Origin of the sequence: Ramlibacter sp. (assembly GCF_013697775.1) — a bacterium.
In the GTDB taxonomy this organism is placed as follows: domain Bacteria; phylum Pseudomonadota; class Gammaproteobacteria; order Burkholderiales; family Burkholderiaceae_C; genus Ramlibacter.
Genome location: NZ_JACCWG010000013.1, coordinates 1 through 15040, shown reverse-complemented (window position 1 = coordinate 15040; position 15040 = coordinate 1). Strand labels below are relative to the sequence as shown.

Genomic DNA, 15040 nt, shown 5'->3' with positions numbered 1-15040 from the left:
CGCACGAGCTGCGCACGCCGCTGGCCTCGCTGGCGCTGCAGGTGCGCGCGCTGCGCGACACGGCGAATGCGGGCGGCGCGCGCGCGCTTGCGCAGATGGACAGCGACATCCACCGCGCCAACGACGTGATGTCCGACCTGCTGGCGCTGGCCCGCGCCAACCGCGCCGAGCTGGACGAGGCGGCCGAACCGCTGGATCTGCGCGAGCTCGCGCGCGAGGTGGTGGCCGGGTTCGTTCCGCAGGCCTACGCCAGCGGCCACGAGCTGGCGCTGGCGGCCGACGCGCCGTTCCCGCTCATCGGCCACCCGGTGCTGCTGGCGCTGGCGCTGCGCAACCTGGTGGAGAACGCTTTGAGCCACACGCCGGCGGGCACCGAGGTGCAAGTGCAGCTGGACGCGCAGGCGCGCTGGATGCAAGTGTGCGACGACGCCGGCGCGCCGGAGACTTGGGCGCCGCAGGCGCCCGCGGAATCGGACGTGACCGTTGTCGATGCGCCGGCGCGCGCGCTCGGCCTGGGGCTGGGGCTGGGGCACCGCGTGGTGGAGAAGGTGGCGGCCATCCATGGCGCGCGCTTCGAGATGCTGCCCGCGCAGCAGGGGCGCGGGCGCTGCTACCGCATCGGCTTCGGGCCCGCGCCGGCGGCGGATTGAAGCGGCGGCGGACCACGCGTGACTGTGAGGTTGTCCTTCACGCCCAAAAGATCAGCGGTGCCTTCAATCGGCATTGTCCGAACTCCAGAGAGACGCCCCATGGCGCGCTACGGCAAGAAGGCCCACGACAAGGTCGAAGAGACCATGCACGAACTCAAGGAAGGGGAGCTGCGCAGCGGCTCCGGCCAGAAGGTAACCAGCCGCAAGCAGGCGATCGCCATTGCTTTGTCCGAGGCCCGCAGCGAGGGCGGCAAGGCGCCGCCGGCGAAGAAGACCGCGGCGAGGAAAACCGCCGCGAAAAAGGCGAGCGCCTCCTAGCGGTCCGACAGGGCGATGCGCGCGGCCAGGGCGGCCAGCACGCCGCCCATGAGGTAGCGCTGCGCCAGCATCCAGCCGCGGCTGCGGGTGAGGAACGAGGAGATCGTCGCAGCGCCCAGGATCAGCAGCGAGTTGACGGTGCCGCTCACCACGATCTGCACCGCGCCCAGCTCCAGGCTTTGCAGCAGCACGCTGCCCTGCTCGGGATGCAGGAACTGCGGCAGGAACGACAGGTAGAACATCGCCACCTTGGGGTTCAGCACGTTGGTGAGGAATCCCATGCGAAACAGCTTGGCCGGCGGATCGATGGGCAGCTCGCGTGCCTGGAACGGCGACGCGCCGCCCGGCCGCACCGCCTGCCACGCCATCCACAGCAGGTAGGCCGCGCCCACCATCTTGATGACGCCGAACGCGAACGGCACCGCCATCAGCAACGCCGTGAGGCCGAACGCTGCCGCCATCGCATGCGCGACGAACCCCAGCAGCACACCGATCAGCGACAGCATGCCGGCCGCGCGGCCCTGGCACAGCGTGCGCGAGATGCAATAGATCATGTTCGGGCCCGGCGTGAGAACCAGCACGAAGGCGGCCAGCGCGAACCATCCCAGTTGCGGCAACGTGAGCATCAGAGTCCTTCCGATTCGAGTGTGACGCGGCCCCTGGGCGTGTCCAGGACGGCGCGCAGGCAGGGCGGGCCTTCGGTGACGACAACGTCCAGGCCGATGGCTTGGCAAGCGGCGCGCAGTGCGGCTGAATCGGGGTGCGCCACCGAGAGCGACTGCAGCGCCAGGCCCGACGCCTCCATGCCGGCCGCCGGATGCACGTCGCCCCATTGGATGAGCGTGGGCAGGCAGCCGTTGAACAGCCGCTGCCCGTCATCGCGCACGGTGATGCGCCACTGCAGCAGGCCGCGCGGCGTCTCGCGCGAAGCGGCGATGGCGTCGCCGCGTTCGATGCCCTGGCCGCGCAAGGCCGCCACGGCCGCTTCCACGTCCGGCACCTCGGCCACCACGTGCGCCAGGCGCGGGCCGCCCGTGCGCACGGCTTCGCGCACCTGCGCGTGGTCCATGTCGAACCAGCGGCGCGCGCGTTGCGGCGTGGTGGCCGGATCGATGGCGATGATTTCCAGGTAGGCGCGCGGCTGCTGCGGCGTGGCGATGCGCAGCAGCCGGTTGTGCGTGCCCATCAGCGGGTGCTTGCCGCCCGGCCCGGGCACGACGCCGAGCGTGGCCTCGCACCAGGCGACGCCCGACTCCAGGCTGTCGGCCAGCACCACCAGGTGGTCGATGCGCGCGGGCGTGCTCACAGCAGCACCGTGCCTGCCACGCAGGTGACCGAGGCGCCGCCGACCCAGATCTCCTCGCCCCGGCGCTCCACGTGCACGCGGCCGGCGCGCGCCAGCGCAGTGCCCTGCGCGGCGACGTAGCGGTCCGGTGCCAGGCCAGCGCCGATCAGCCATTGGGCCAGCGCGGCATTCAGGCTGCCAGTGACCGGGTCTTCCGCGAGGCCGTTGTTGCCCTGGAAGAAGGCGCGCACCTCGAAGGCGACGTCGCCTTCCTGCGGCGCGACCACGCCCACCTTGCGCGCGGGCCCGACCACGCCGATGTCCAGGCCGGCGAGGACGGCCCCATCGGGCTTGAGCGCCAGCACCTGTTCGGCCGAGCCCAGCATCACGCCGCGCCAGTTCGGGCCGTTGTCGCACCAGGCGTGGTGCAGGATCGCGTCGCGCGGCACGCCCAGGCCGCGCGCGATGAGCGCCACGTCCGGCTCGGCCAGCGGTCCGCTCTTGCGCAGCGGCGGAGCGGCGAAGGCCAGGCGCTCACCGGCCTGTCCTGAGCCTGTCGAAGGATCGCGCCGGATCTTCACCAGCCCGATGCCGCATTCCTGCACCACGTGCTCGCCTTTGGGCGTGCCGCCCGCTTCCAGCCAGGCATGGCAGCTGCCCAGGGTCGGGTGGCCGGCGAACGGCAGCTCGCGGCCCGGGCAGAAGATGCGCACGCGGTAGTCGGCCTCGGGGTGCGTGGGCGGCAGCAGGAAGGTGGCTTCCGACAGGTTGGTCCAGTGGGTGAAGTGCTGCATCTCCCCGGTGCCCAGCCCCGTGCCGTCCAGCACCACGGCCAGGGGATTGCCGCGGTAGGGCAGCTGCGTGAACACGTCGACTTGCTTGAACGGGCGTTGCTTCATGGAGATGCCGTGTGGACCGGGCTCAGGACAGGGGAACGTCGAACACGCCGCGTGCGGCGGGCAGGCCGCGGATGGTTTCGAACCAGCGCGCCAGGTGCGGCCGCCCGGCGTGCTGCAGCGGCAGCCCCAGCCAGCGGTGCACGTCGGCGGCGACCGGAATGTCGGCCATGGTGAGGTGGCCGGCGGCCAGGAAGGATTGCCTCGCCAGCTGTGCATCGAGCATATCCAGCAGCGGCCCGGTCTCGGCCTGCGACTGCGCCAGCGCGGCCGCGTCGCGCCGTTCGGCGGGCGTGCGCACCAGCTGGATGAAGGCGTTGCGGCCGGCCGGGTTCAGCGTGGCCTGCTGCCAATCCATCCAGCGTTCGGCATCGAAGCGTTCGCGCAGCGCCTGCGGATACAAGCCACCGGCGCCGTGCCGGGCGCACAGGTAGCGCACGATGACGTTGGACTCCCACAGCGTGAAGCCGTCCTCGTCCTCCAGCAGCGGCACCAGGCTGTTCGGGTTTTTCGCCTTGTACTCGGGCGTCTGCACCACGCCGTAGGCCAGCCCGGCATCGACCTGCTCGAAGGGAATGCCCAGCAGCTGCGCGGTGAACACCACCTTGCGCACGTTGAGCGACGTGATGCGGCCCCAGATGCGCAGCATGCGCTCAGTGTCCCAGGGTTTCGCGCAGCGCGGCGCCCAGCGCGGCGATGCCCTGCTGGATCTGCTCGACGCTGGCCGTTACGAACGACAGGCGCATGGTGCGCGTGTCGGGGTCCTTGGCGTAGAACGGCGAGCCCGGCACGAAGGCGACGCCCTTGTCCACCGCCTTGACCAGCAGCGCCGCCGAGTCCACGCCTTCGGGCAGGCGCACCCACAGGAACATGCCGCCGTCCGGGCTGTTCCAGCTGGCGCCCAGGCCGCCGACCTCGCGCTCCAGCGCGGCCAGCATGGCGTCGCGCTGCGACTTGTACAGGGCGCGGATTGTCGGCACGTGGCGCGACAGGAAGCCGTCCTTCATCACCTCGGCCACCACGCGCTGGTTGAAGCTGGGCGAGTGCAGGTCGGCGGCCTGCTTGGCCTGCACCAGCTTGGCCAAAATGGCGGGCGGCGCGATCACGAAGCCCATGCGCAGGCCGGGCGCCAGCACCTTGGAGAAGGTGCCGAGATAGACGCAGCCTTCCGGGTTGCGCGAGGTCAGCGTGGGCGGCGGCGGGGCGTCGAACCACAGCTCGCCGTAGGGGTTGTCTTCCACCAACGGCAGGCCGAGTTCGGCGGCGCGCACGGTCAGCGCCGCGCGGCGCGCCTCGCTCATGGTGCGGCCGGTCGGATTCTGGAAGTTGGGCAGCACGTAGAGAAAGCGCGCGCCGTCGGCCTTGCGCGACAGGTCGTCCACGTCCACGCCTTCGGCGTCGCTCGCCACGCTGTCGACTTCCGGCTCCATCGGCGCGAAGGCCTGCAGCGCGCCGAGATAGGTCGGCGTTTCCACCAGCAGCCGGCTGCCCGGATCGATCAGCACCTTAGCCACCAGGTCCAGGCCCTGCTGCGAGCCGGTAGTCAGCAGCACCTGCGCGGGGTCCACCGGCCAGGGCAGCATGGCCGCCACGGCTTCGCGCAGCGCGGGAAAGCCTTCGGTGGGAGCGTACTGCAGCGCCCCGGGCCCGTCGTCGCGCAGCACCTTGGCGCAGGCTTCGCCGAAGGCTTCCACCGGAAACGCCTTGGGCGACGGCAGGCCGCCCGCGAAGCTGATGATGCCGGGCTTCTCCGTCACTTTCAGGATTTCGCGGATGGCCGAGGAATTCATGCGGCCGGTGCGGCGCGCGAGGGTCCAGCGGGTGGAGGATTGGATGTCGTTGAGTTTCATGGCGGTCTCTTGCGTCAGGCGGTGATGAACGGGACAGTCCCTCGTGGGGACGCGGTCTTCAATGCGAAAGCCTTCGTCATGCGACGGCCCTCGCGCGCACCGGCATTTTTCTGCCGATGAACACCGTCGCGATGACCGCGACGGCGAATCCCAGTGTCAATGCATCGAGCCGCTCGCCCAGCAGCGGCACGGCAAAGACCATGCTCAGGAAAGGCTGGATCAGCTGCACCTGGCTCACGCGCACCGTGCCGCCCAGGGCCAGCCCGCGGTACCAGGCGAAAAAGCCGATCCACATGGAGAACACCGCCACATAGGCGAAGCCCCACCAGGCCGATGGCAGCACGTCGGCCTGCGGCCGCGTCAGCACCGCCAGCGGCACGGTGAGCGGCAGTGCGATCACCAGGGCCCAGCAGATCACGTGCTCGGCGCGCATGCGCTGCGACAGCTGCGCGCCGTAGCCGTAGCCCACGGCCGCGCAAGCCATCGCCGCGAACAGCAGCAGGTCGGCCGAGTGCAGTGCCACGCCGCTGCGCGACTTGAGCACCGCGAAGCCGACCACCAGCGCGCTGCCCAGGGCGGCGCATAGCCAGAAGGCGCCCGAAGGCCGCTGCCGGTGCAGCCAGGCGCCGACCACCGCGGTGGCCAGCGGCAGCACGCCGACGATGACGCTGGCGTGCACCGCTTCCACGTAGCGCATGGCGATGGAGGTGAACAGCGGAAAACCGAACACCACGCCGGCCGAGGTAATGGCCAGCGGCAGCCAGTCGGCCCGGCGCGGCAGCGGCGCGCGGGTGGCGACCAGGAAGCCGGCGGACAGCACGGCGGCGACCACCGCGCGGCCGAGCGCGATGAACATGCCCGACATCTGCGGCGCTTGCGCCGTGCCGACGGCAAGCCGCGTCATCGGCAGCGTGAGCGCGAAAATCACGACGCCCAGCGTCCCGAGCCACAGGCCGCGCACTTCGGCGTTCTTCATACGGTCAGCATCCACATGGCGGTGGCCAGCAGCACCAGCGCCAGCCCCCGGTTGAACCACAGCAGGCGCTTGCCCTGCGACAGCCAGTTGCGCAAGACCGAGCCGGCCAGCGCATAGGTGAAATTGCTGCTGAAGGCGAAGCACACCATCACGCCGCAGATGATGACCAGCCGCTCGCCGGGATTGGCGGAGGGCTGGCCGCCGGTGTTGAGCACCCAGCCGGCGGTGAGCGTGAGCGCCAGCATCCAGGCCTTGATGTTGAGGAACTGCAGGCCCACGCCCTGCCAGAAGCTGACGTTCAGGCGCCGCGTGTCGGCCTGCGCCAAGCTGGACGAGCGGCCCAGCTTCCAGGCCAGCCACAGCATGTAGCCGACGCCGCCCAGCGTGACGGCCCAGCGCAGCACCGGGATGCCGGTGACCAGCGCGCCGAGGCCCAGGCCGCTGGCGGCCATCACCAGCGTCCAGCCGGTGGGCACCGCCAGGCAGAAGCGCAGCGCGCGCTTCAGGCCGAGGTTGGCCGCCAGCGCGGCGGACAGCGTGGTGTTCGGCCCCGGCGAAAAACTCATCGCGGTGCAGAACAGGAACAGGGCGGTGAACTCGCTGGACGACATCTCTTGGTCAATGTAACCTTACCCACCAATACACGGCCAATACAGTCTGCCAGATCACTTTAGCCTCTGTGCTGGTCATTCCGGCAGTACACGGCAACCGGCCTCCCGGAGACACAAGGAACCGCAGCATGTTGATGAAAGCCGCATCGCAGTCGCTCACCGAGCAGCTGGCCGGACGCTTCGCCGAGCGTATCCGCACCCGGCTGCTGGTGCCCGGCGCCCGGCTGCCGTCGGTGCGCCAGTGCGCGCAGCAACAGGGCGTGAGCCCGGCCACCGTGGTGGCCGCCTACGACCACCTGCTGGCGCAGGGCCTGGTGGAAGCGCGCAGGAACCGCGGCTTCTTCGTGCGGGAAGCGGTGGCGCCCGCCGCGGCGCCAGCGCATGCGCCCGGCCTGCCGGGCAACGCGGCGCCGGCGAGCTTCAATTCCTTCGCCTGGTTAATGGCCCGGCGCGGCCAGGCGCCGGTGAGCGCCACCGCACTGATCCGCGGCATGTTCCACAAGATCAGCAACAAGCCGCAGCCGGGCATGGGCACCTTCCCGCCCGAATGGCTGGAGTCCAACTTCATGGCCGGCGCGGTGCGCAAGGTGACCACCACGCGCGCGCTGCACGCCTTTTCGCTGGAGTACGGCGAGCCGATGGGCGACAGCGGCCTGCGGCGCGCGCTGGCCAACAAGCTGGTGGGCACGCTGGGCGTGCCGGCGTCGCCAGAGCAGATCATCACCAGCGTGGGCGCGACGCATGCGCTGGACATCGTCAGCCGCACGCTGCTGCGTCCCGGCGACCCGGTGATGGTGGAGGAACCGGGCTGGGCGGTGGAGTTCGCGCGGCTGAACGCGCTGGGCATGCGGCTGCTGCCGGTGCCGCGCCGCGCCGACGGCCCCGACCTGGACGTGATGGCGCGCTACTGCGAGGCGCACAAGCCCAAGCTGTTCGTGAGCGTGAGCGTGTTCCACAACCCGACCAGCTACTGCCTCACGCCCGGCAGCGCGCACCGCATCCTGCAGCTGGCGCACCAGCACGACTTCCATATCGTCGAGGACGACACCTACAGCCACATCGCGCCGGAGCACGCCACGCGGCTGTCGGTGCTGGACGGCCTGCGCCGCACCATCTACGTCAGCGGCTTCGCCAAGATCCTGGCGCCCAACTGGCGCATCGGCTTCATCGCGGCGCCGCCCGACCTGGTGGAGCAATTGCTGGACACCAAGCTGCTGGCCACACTGACCACGCCGGCGCTGCTGGAAAAGGCGCTGGCGCTGTGCATCGAGCAGGGCCAGTTGCGCCGCCACGCCGAGCGCATTCGCACGCGCCTGGACGGCGCGCGCAGCCGCAGCGTGAAGCTGGCGCTGCAGGCCGGCTGCCGCTTCGCGGCCGAGCCGGCCGGCCTGTTCGGCTGGGTGGACACCGGCGTGGACACCGATGCGCTGGCCCAGCGCATGCTGGACGAGGGCTACCTGCTGGCCCCGGGTGCCTTGTTCCATGCCGAGGGCACGCCCAGCACGCTGATGCGCATCAACTTCGCGACCACCCAGGAACCGGAGTTCTGGAAGAAATTTTCGGAGCTGGCGCGTCGCATGTGAGCCGGGCGCGTTGTCCGCGCCACGCCGTCACAGCATCTCGTCGGGAGCGAGCGGGCCCAGCATCTTCACCAGCAGTTTTTGCTGGGTCGAGGCTTCCGGCTCGCTGGTCGTGTCCTTGAAGTCGGCGCCGGGCGGCGCGCGCCAGACCAGGTCGCCGCCGCGCTGCTGCTCCACGCGGTAGGCGGCCGTGGCGAAGGTCTTCTCCAGCTGCGCCGTGGCCTGCGCGGCGACCGCCGGGCTGCGGATCACCAGGCCGACCTCGCTGTTCTTCAGCTGCGAGCGCAGATCCAGGTTCATCGAACCGATGATCGACAGGCGGCCGTCGATCATTACCGCCTTGGAATGCAGGCTGGCGCGCGAGCGCCCGCCGCCGCTCTTGGAGCCGCCGGCGCCGCTGCCCAGGCCGAAGCTGAAGCCGCTGCCTTTACGCGACGTCGAGCGCGTGCCCAGCAGGGCGGCCGCGCTGTCCGGGTCCGCCCGCATCTCATACAGCTCCACGCCCATGTCCAGCAAAGCCTTTCGGTAGCGCATGTAGCCGGCCTGCGCGGCCGGCGCGTCGTTGGAAGCCAGCGAGTTGGTCAGCACGCGGATGCGCACGCCGCGTTTGCGCAGCTGCTCGTACATGGCCATCATGTTGGCGCCCGGCACGAAGTAGGGCGAGACGATCAGCAGGTCGCGCTGGGTCTGGCTCATCAGGCTCTGCAGGCCGTCCACCACCGTGTCGCCGGCGTTCACCTCGTCGTCGCCGGGGCCGATCTTGCCGGGCTTGTCCACCAGCAGCGCGGACGGTGCCCAGGTCAGCGTGACCGTGGCGAGGTCGAGCGACGGGCGTTCCATCTGCGCGACCGCCGTGGCGCTGACCGAGGGCAGCACCGAGGGCGACAGCGTGACCGGCAGCACCGGTTGCGAGGCCGACGCCGCGGGCTTGGCCGGCTGCGCGCCCGAGGGGTCGTTCTCGGTGCGCGGCGGCTTGCGCAGCTCGTCGATGTCTTTCGCCGACATCAGCGACTGCACCGGATAGGCGAGCTCGTCGTTCCAGTAGCGGTCGAAGCTGGCGGACATGTCGCGCACGACGCGCCCGGTTGCCAGCACGTCCAGGTCGATGAAGTTCTGCTTGCCGTCGGCGCCGAAATAACTGTCGCCCAGGTTGCGTCCGCCGGTGATGCCCCAGGCGTTGTCCGCGATGAACATCTTGTTGTGCATGCGCTTTTGCATGCGCCCCACGTCGTGCAGCGACGACACGATGCGGCCGACCAGGCTGCCGCGCGGGCCGGTCAGCGGATTGAACAGGCGCATCTCCACGTTCGGCTCGAACGCCAGGCGCAGCACCTGCGCGTCTTCGCCCACGGTGTTGAAGTCGTCCAGCAGGATGCGCACCCGCACGCCGCGCCGGGCGGCCTCGCGCACGCCGCGCAGTAGCACCTCGGTGCTGGCATCGGCATGCACGGCGTAGTACTGCAGGTCGAGGGTGCGCTGGGCGCGGTCGATCAGCGCGATCCGGCTGCTGAACGCCACGTCCACCGTGTTGATCAGGCTGAAGCCCGAGTCGCTGCGCGCCTGCGCTCGGCGGGCCTGCGCCAACTGGCCCAGCTGGGTCTGTTCGGGCGAAGCGAAAGCAGTCGACGACTGCCGGTGCACGTTGTCCGGCAGGCTGGCGCAGCCCGTCGTCCAGCACAACAGCATGGTGGCCGCCCACCAGCGCCAAAGCAGCGGCCAGTTGAAGGCAAGTAAGGGGGCGGCGCGTGCGCCGGCGGCAGGGTGGGCCAGTGTTTGCATTGCTGCAAGCACTGTAGTGTGTGGGAGCGACCGATGGGATTTGTTTAGGTCAGCCATACGCGCCAGCCGATGCAGGACGCGAGCTACATCTCCCTCTTTGCCCCTTTTCGCCTCTCAGGTGCCGCCCAGTGCCTCCCAGCGCTCCAGCGCCGCCATCAGTTCTTCCTCGATTCCCGTGTTGCGCTGCGCCAACACGGCGGCCCGTGCCGCATCGCTGGCGTACAGCGTGCCGTCGCCGAGCTCCTTCTGCAGGGCCTTTTGCTCCAGCTCCAGCGCCTGGATGCGGCCGGGCAGCGCCTCCAGTTCGCGCTGCTCCTTGTAGCTCAGCTTTTTCTTCGGGGGTGCAGCGGGCGGCGTGGGCACGGCCGGCGCAGCGGGCGCCGTGCTCTTTGCCGCCTGCGCCTGGGCGGCCTGCGCGATCTGCTGGGCGCGGCGCGATTGCTGCAGCCAGTCCTGCACGCCGCCTTCGTATTCGCGCCAGCGGCCGTCGCCTTCGGAAGCGATGGTGCTGGTGACCACGTTGTCCAGAAAGGCGCGGTCGTGGCTCACCAGGAACACCGTGCCGTCATAGTCCTGCAGCAGCTCTTCCAGCAGTTCCAGCGTGTCGATGTCCAGGTCGTTGGTCGGCTCGTCCAGCACCAGCACGTTGGCTGGCCGCGCGAACAGGCGCGCCAGCAGCAGGCGGTTGCGTTCGCCGCCGGAGAGCGAGCGTACCGGCGAGGTGGCGCGCGCCGGCGAAAACAGGAAGTCGCCCAGGTAGCTCTTCACGTGCTTGCGCTGGTTGCCGATCTCGATCCACTCGCTGCCGGGGCTGATGAAGTCCTCCAGCGTGGCGTTGGGGTCGAGCGCGGTGCGCATCTGGTCGAAGTACGCCACCTGCAGGTTGCTGCCCAGGCGGACCTTGCCGTCATCGGCCTCGAGCTCTCCCAGGATGAGCTTGAGCAGCGTGGTCTTGCCGGCGCCGTTGGGGCCGATCAGGCCGACCTTGTCGCCGCGCAGGATGGTGCCGGTGAAGCCGCGCACCACGTTCTTCTGGCCGAACGACTTGTTCACGTCGGTCAGCTCCGCCACGATCTTCCCGGTGGGCTGGCCGCTGGCCAGATCCAGCTTGACGCTGCCCACGGCATCGCGCCGGGCGGAACGCTTCACGCGCAGCTGCTGCAGGCGCACGATGCGGCCCTGCGCCCGCGTGCGGCGCGCTTCCACGCCCTTGCGCACCCACACCTCTTCCTGCGCCAGCAGCTTGTCGGCCTTGGCATTGATCACCGCCTCCTGCGCCAGCTGCTCCTCCTTGAGCGCGCGGTAGCGGGTGAAGTTGCCGGGATAGGACAGCAGCCGGCCACGGTCGAGCTCGACGATGCGGGTGGCCACGCGGTCAAGGAAGGCGCGGTCGTGGGTGATCACCACCACGCTGCCGTTGAAGTCCAGCAGCAGGCCTTCCAGCCAGTCGATGGCGTCCAGGTCCAGGTGGTTGGTGGGTTCGTCCAGCAGCAGCACGTCGGGCCGGCGCACCAGCGCCTGCGCCAGGGCGACGCGCTTTTTCGTGCCGCCGGACAGCGTGTCGACGATCGCTTCGGGATCGAGGCGCAGGCGCTGCAGGGTTTCCTCCACGCGCTGCTGCCAGTGCCAGCCGTCCTGCGCCTCGATGCGGCCCTGCAGCTCGTTCAAGTCGCCCTCGCCCTCCGAGTAGCGGTCGATCACGTCGATCAGATCGGCCAGGCCGGCGCGCACCGCGTCGAACACGGTGAGCTGGGCGTCCAGCACCGGCTCCTGCGGCACGTAGGCGCTGCGCAGGCCCTGCTGGATTTGCAGCACGCCGTCGTCGGCCTTTTCCAGGCCGGCCAGGATCTTGAGAAGAGAGGATTTGCCGGCGCCGTTGCGGCCGATGAGGCCGATGCGCTCGCCGGCTTCGAGGGAGATGTCGGCGTGGTCGAGCAGGGGCACGTGGCCGTAAGCCAGCTGCGCGTCGCTAAAGGTGATGAGGGCCATGGGTGGGCGATTATCGACGCCTCGCTATAGTGGCCCGTGCGGGTCCAGGCCCGCATGGGCGAGGAGACGCGATGGAGCTACAGATCAACGGGCGGGCCGTGCAGGCCGACGCCGAACCCGAAATGCCTCTGTTGTGGGTGCTGCGCGAGGTGCTGGACCTGACGGGCACCAAGTTCGGCTGCGGCATCGGCGCCTGCGGCGCATGTTCGGTGCGCATCGCGGGCGAGGCGGTGCGGTCGTGCATCACGCCGGTGTCGGCCGCCGCTGGCAAGCCGGTCCAGACCATCGAGGGCTTGGGCACGCCTGACCGCCCGCACCCCTTGCAGCTGGCCTGGATCGCCGAGCAGGTGCCGCAATGCGGCTACTGCCAAAGCGGCATGCTGATGGCCGCCGCCGCCCTGCTGGAGCGCAATCCGCAACCCAGCGATGCGGACATCGACCAAGCGATGACCAACATCTGCGCCTGCGGCACCTACCAGCGCGTGCGGGCGGCGATCCATCGCGCCGCCGGCATGAAGCGATGAAACGCCGTGCATGGCTGCTGGGCACCGCCGGCGTGGCGGGCGCGCTGGTGGGGGGCTGGGGCGTCGCGCCGCAGCGCTCGCGGCTGGGCGGCGGTGCGCTCATGCCCGCGGGCGACGGCGAAGTGGCGCTGAACGGCTGGATCAAGGTGGCCGCCGATGGCGCGATCGTGCTGGCTATGCCGCGCAGCGAAATGGGGCAGGGCGTGCACACGGCCCTGGCCATGCTGGCGGCCGAGGAACTCGACGTGCCGCTGGAGCGCATGCGCGTGGAGCAGGCCGGAGCCGATGCGATCTACGGCAACGTCGCCAACGTGCTGGGGGCGCTTCCTTCCCGCCCGTCCGAGCAGGAACACGAAGACGGCTTCGGCCGCGTCAAGGCGGCGCGCTGGCTGCTGGGCAAGGCGGCGCGCGAACTGGGGATCAATGCCACCGGCGGGTCGTCCAGCGTGCGCGACGGCTGGGAGGTGGTGCGGCTCGCCGCCGCGACCGCCCGCGCCTGCCTGCTGGGCGCGGCGGCGTCGCGCTGGAAACTGCCGATCGGGGAGCTGAGGGTTGCCGGCGGCGTGGTCTCGCACGCGTCCGGCCGGACCGCCGGGTACGGCGAGCTGGCGCGCGATGCGGCCGGAATACCGCCGGGTGAGGTCAGGCTGAAGGAGCGCAAGGCCTGGAAGTTGATCGGCACCGGCGCGGCGCGGATCGACCTGCCCGCGAAAGTGGATGGCTCGGCGCGCTTCGGCATCGACGTGCGCCTGCCGGGTATGAGGCACGCGGTGCTGCGGCTGTGCCCGATCCTGGGCGGCTCGCCCGGTGCTGTGCGTGCCGACGCGGCGCTGAAGATGCCGGGCGTGGAGCGGCTGGTGATGCTGCCGGCCTATGCCGGCTCGACGGCCGGCTTCGCCGTGGTGGGCAGGAGCTACTGGCACGCGCACCGCGCGGCGCAGGCGGTGGAGGTCGATTGGCAGCCGCCGCCCGGCGGGACCGCGGATTCGCGCCGCATCGCGCAGGCGCTCCAGCAGGCGGTGCGCACGCGCGATGGCTTTCGCTTCCACGAGGAAGGCGATGTCGACGCAGCGGAGCGCAACGCGGGGAAGGTGATCGAGGCTTGGTACAGCGCTCCTTACCTCGGGCATACGGCGATGGAGCCGATGAACTGCACGGCGCGCGTGCGCGATGGCCGGGTGGAGCTCTGGGCTCCGACCCAGGTCCCGCAGCTGTGCCAAGCGGCCGCCGCGCGGGTGGCCGGCGTGGCGCGCGACAAGGTGGCCGTGCACGTCACCTTGCTGGGCGGCGGGTTCGGGCGGCGGCTGGAGGCGGACTATGCCGCCTGCGCGGTGCGCGTCGCCATGGACTGTGGCGGCGCGCCAGTGCAGCTCGTCTGGCCGCGCGAGGAGGACATGCGGCACGACTACTACCGGCCCATGCAGGCGGCGATGCTGCGCGCCGCGATCGGCCGTGACGGTCAACTGGCGAGCTTGCGCATCAAGTCGGCGGGCGACGCGATCACGCCGCGCTGGATGGAGCGCGTGCTGCCGGCGCTGGCGGGCCCGTTCGACCTGCCGGACAAGACCACGTCGGAAGGCCTGTTCGATCTGCCGTACGCGCTTGGGAATCAGCGGGTGGAACACGTGGCCACGCGCTCGGGCGTGCCGGTGGGCTTTTGGCGCTCCGTCGGCCATTCGCACAACGCATTCTTTTCCGAATGCTTCATGGACGAGATTGCAGCCGAGCTCGGGCGTGATCCGCTGGAGCTGCGCAGGCAGCTGCTCAAGGGCGCGCCGAGATACCTTGCCGTGCTCGAGCTTGCTGCGCAAAAAGCAGGATGGGGCACTGTCTTGCCATCGGGGCGCGCGCGCGGGCTCGCCTTGCACGAATCGTTCGGCTCCATCGTGGCGCAGGTGGCCGAGGTGTCCATCGAAGAGGGCCAGCCGCGTGTCCACCGCGTGGTGTGCGCCATCGACTGCGGCACGGTGATCAATCCGGCCACCGCGGCCCAGCAGATGGAGGGCGCTGTGGTGCTCGGGCTGAGCGCCGCGCTGCGCGGGCGGATCGACATCCACGGTGGTGCCGTGCTGCAGGGGAATTTTCCGGATGTGGCCCTGGTCCGAATGGCGTCTGCGCCCGAGGTGGAGACCTGGATCGTGCCGAGCGAGCGCGACCCAGGCGGTGTCGGAGAACCGGGCGTGCCGCCGTTGGCGCCCGCGGTGGCCAACGCCTTGTTTGCGTTGACTGGTCGCAGGCACCGGTCGCTGCCCATCGCAAGCTGAGCCTTCGAAATTTTCAAAGGCGGGTTTGTGAAGGGCAAAAATCTCGTGCTATAGTCGTGGGCTCAGCTGATGACGGAGAAGCGCAAAACAAGCGCAGCAAAGTTAAAAGCAGGGGCGGCAAGAAAAAAGCTGCTGAGTTGACCAGAATGCAGAAACTGGTATAGAATTCAAGGCTTCGCTGATCGCAGCGAAGCAAGACGGAAGATGAGGCGCACTGCTGAGTTTTCCGGGGTTCATTAAAAACATACAGCCGATAAGCGTGGGCGTTTGATGGCGATTGCCAAGTTCTTCGGAACAAATCAGACGCTCAACGAAAAG

15 protein-coding genes are annotated in these 15040 nt (G+C 69.9%); 5 read left to right on the top strand and 10 right to left on the bottom strand.

Going from position 1 to position 15040, the window contains the following annotated elements; translation table 11 throughout:
• Positions 1–650 (top strand): sensor histidine kinase (locus H0U68_RS00840; protein ID WP_296352198.1); only part of this gene is annotated, 650 nt, incomplete at its 5' end.
• A 99-nt stretch (positions 651–749) separates the two neighbouring features.
• The gene (locus H0U68_RS00835; protein ID WP_296352196.1) at positions 750–968 is read left to right on the top strand and encodes a DUF6496 domain-containing protein; all 219 of its coding nucleotides are present in this window, start codon (positions 750–752) and stop codon (positions 966–968) included.
• Here the strand turns inward: H0U68_RS00835 and H0U68_RS00830 are convergent.
• From H0U68_RS00830 to H0U68_RS00800, 7 genes are all read right to left on the bottom strand, one after another.
• Positions 965–1594 carry a LysE family translocator gene (locus H0U68_RS00830; protein WP_296352194.1) on the bottom strand — a complete coding sequence of 210 codons (630 nt, stop codon included), beginning with the start codon at positions 1592–1594 and terminating at the stop codon, positions 965–967. The genes H0U68_RS00835 and H0U68_RS00830 overlap by 4 nt on opposite strands.
• Complete coding sequence (locus H0U68_RS00825) at positions 1594–2274, bottom strand: VOC family protein (RefSeq protein ID WP_296352193.1); 681 nt, start codon at positions 2272–2274, stop codon at positions 1594–1596. The genes H0U68_RS00830 and H0U68_RS00825 overlap by 1 nt, the downstream gene beginning before the upstream one ends.
• Positions 2271–3152, bottom strand: a complete 882-nt coding sequence (locus H0U68_RS00820; protein WP_296352191.1) for a PhzF family phenazine biosynthesis protein — start codon at positions 3150–3152, stop codon at positions 2271–2273. Before H0U68_RS00820 ends, H0U68_RS00825 begins: the two co-directional genes overlap by 4 nt.
• A 22-nt stretch (positions 3153–3174) precedes the next feature.
• Positions 3175–3798: a glutathione S-transferase family protein gene (locus H0U68_RS00815; protein WP_296352189.1), complete on the bottom strand. Its 624-nt coding sequence runs from the start codon at positions 3796–3798 to the stop codon at positions 3175–3177.
• Positions 3799–3802: 4 nt separating this feature from the next.
• A complete protein-coding gene (locus H0U68_RS00810; protein WP_296352186.1) occupies positions 3803–4999 on the bottom strand; it encodes a PLP-dependent aminotransferase family protein in 1197 nt (398 codons plus the stop codon).
• Between the two features lie 76 nt (positions 5000–5075).
• Positions 5076–5975 (bottom strand): DMT family transporter, encoded by a 900-nt coding sequence (locus H0U68_RS00805; RefSeq protein WP_296352184.1) that lies wholly within the window; start codon positions 5973–5975, stop codon positions 5076–5078.
• Positions 5972–6586 (bottom strand): LysE family translocator, encoded by a 615-nt coding sequence (locus H0U68_RS00800; protein ID WP_296352182.1) that lies wholly within the window; start codon positions 6584–6586, stop codon positions 5972–5974. Before H0U68_RS00800 ends, H0U68_RS00805 begins: the two co-directional genes overlap by 4 nt.
• A 128-nt stretch (positions 6587–6714) precedes the next feature.
• Here H0U68_RS00800 and H0U68_RS00795 point away from each other — a divergent pair, with 128 nt between their 5' ends.
• On the top strand, positions 6715–8169 hold the full coding sequence (locus tag H0U68_RS00795; RefSeq protein WP_296352180.1) for a PLP-dependent aminotransferase family protein: 1455 nt from the start codon (positions 6715–6717) through the stop codon (positions 8167–8169).
• A 27-nt stretch (positions 8170–8196) separates the two neighbouring features.
• Here the strand turns inward: H0U68_RS00795 and H0U68_RS00790 are convergent, their stop codons facing one another.
• Entirely contained in the window at positions 8197–9945 is a 1749-nt protein-coding gene (locus H0U68_RS00790; protein WP_296352178.1) for a phospholipase D family protein, read from the bottom strand.
• A 114-nt stretch (positions 9946–10059) separates the two neighbouring features.
• Positions 10060–11934 (bottom strand): ATP-binding cassette domain-containing protein, encoded by a 1875-nt coding sequence (locus H0U68_RS00785; protein ID WP_296352177.1) that lies wholly within the window; start codon positions 11932–11934, stop codon positions 10060–10062.
• A gap of 71 nt (positions 11935–12005) precedes the next feature.
• Here H0U68_RS00785 and H0U68_RS00780 point away from each other — a divergent pair, with 71 nt between their 5' ends.
• The gene (locus tag H0U68_RS00780) at positions 12006–12458 is read left to right on the top strand and encodes a (2Fe-2S)-binding protein (RefSeq protein WP_296352176.1); all 453 of its coding nucleotides are present in this window, start codon (positions 12006–12008) and stop codon (positions 12456–12458) included.
• Positions 12455–14722 (top strand): molybdopterin cofactor-binding domain-containing protein, encoded by a 2268-nt coding sequence (locus H0U68_RS00775; protein ID WP_296352174.1) that lies wholly within the window; start codon positions 12455–12457, stop codon positions 14720–14722. Before H0U68_RS00780 ends, H0U68_RS00775 begins: the two co-directional genes overlap by 4 nt.
• A gap of 102 nt (positions 14723–14824) precedes the next feature.
• On the opposite strand, the gene H0U68_RS00770 is transcribed toward H0U68_RS00775, so the two are convergent.
• Positions 14825–15040, bottom strand: a 216-nt coding sequence (locus tag H0U68_RS00770; protein ID WP_296352172.1) for a hypothetical protein, incomplete at its 5' end; no start/stop codon positions are given.

Bases quoted from the DNA above. Each gene is read 5' to 3' on its own strand.
- H0U68_RS00835 (WP_296352196.1), top strand. From the start codon at position 750: ATGGCGCGCTACGGCAAGAAGGCCCACGACAAGGTCGAAGAGACCATG.
- H0U68_RS00830 (WP_296352194.1), bottom strand. From the start codon at position 1,594: ATGCTCACGTTGCCGCAACTGGGATGGTTCGCGCTGGCCGCCTTCGTG.
- H0U68_RS00820 (WP_296352191.1), bottom strand. From the start codon at position 3,152: ATGAAGCAACGCCCGTTCAAGCAAGTCGACGTGTTCACGCAGCTGCCC.
- H0U68_RS00815 (WP_296352189.1), bottom strand. From the start codon at position 3,798: ATGCTGCGCATCTGGGGCCGCATCACGTCGCTCAACGTGCGCAAGGTG.
- H0U68_RS00810 (WP_296352186.1), bottom strand. From the start codon at position 4,999: ATGAAACTCAACGACATCCAATCCTCCACCCGCTGGACCCTCGCGCGC.
- H0U68_RS00805 (WP_296352184.1), bottom strand. From the start codon at position 5,975: ATGAAGAACGCCGAAGTGCGCGGCCTGTGGCTCGGGACGCTGGGCGTC.
- H0U68_RS00800 (WP_296352182.1), bottom strand. From the start codon at position 6,586: ATGTCGTCCAGCGAGTTCACCGCCCTGTTCCTGTTCTGCACCGCGATG.
- H0U68_RS00795 (WP_296352180.1), top strand. From the start codon at position 6,715: ATGTTGATGAAAGCCGCATCGCAGTCGCTCACCGAGCAGCTGGCCGGA.
- H0U68_RS00790 (WP_296352178.1), bottom strand. From the start codon at position 9,945: ATGCAAACACTGGCCCACCCTGCCGCCGGCGCACGCGCCGCCCCCTTA.
- H0U68_RS00785 (WP_296352177.1), bottom strand. From the start codon at position 11,934: ATGGCCCTCATCACCTTTAGCGACGCGCAGCTGGCTTACGGCCACGTG.
- H0U68_RS00780 (WP_296352176.1), top strand. From the start codon at position 12,006: ATGGAGCTACAGATCAACGGGCGGGCCGTGCAGGCCGACGCCGAACCC.
- H0U68_RS00775 (WP_296352174.1), top strand. From the start codon at position 12,455: ATGAAACGCCGTGCATGGCTGCTGGGCACCGCCGGCGTGGCGGGCGCG.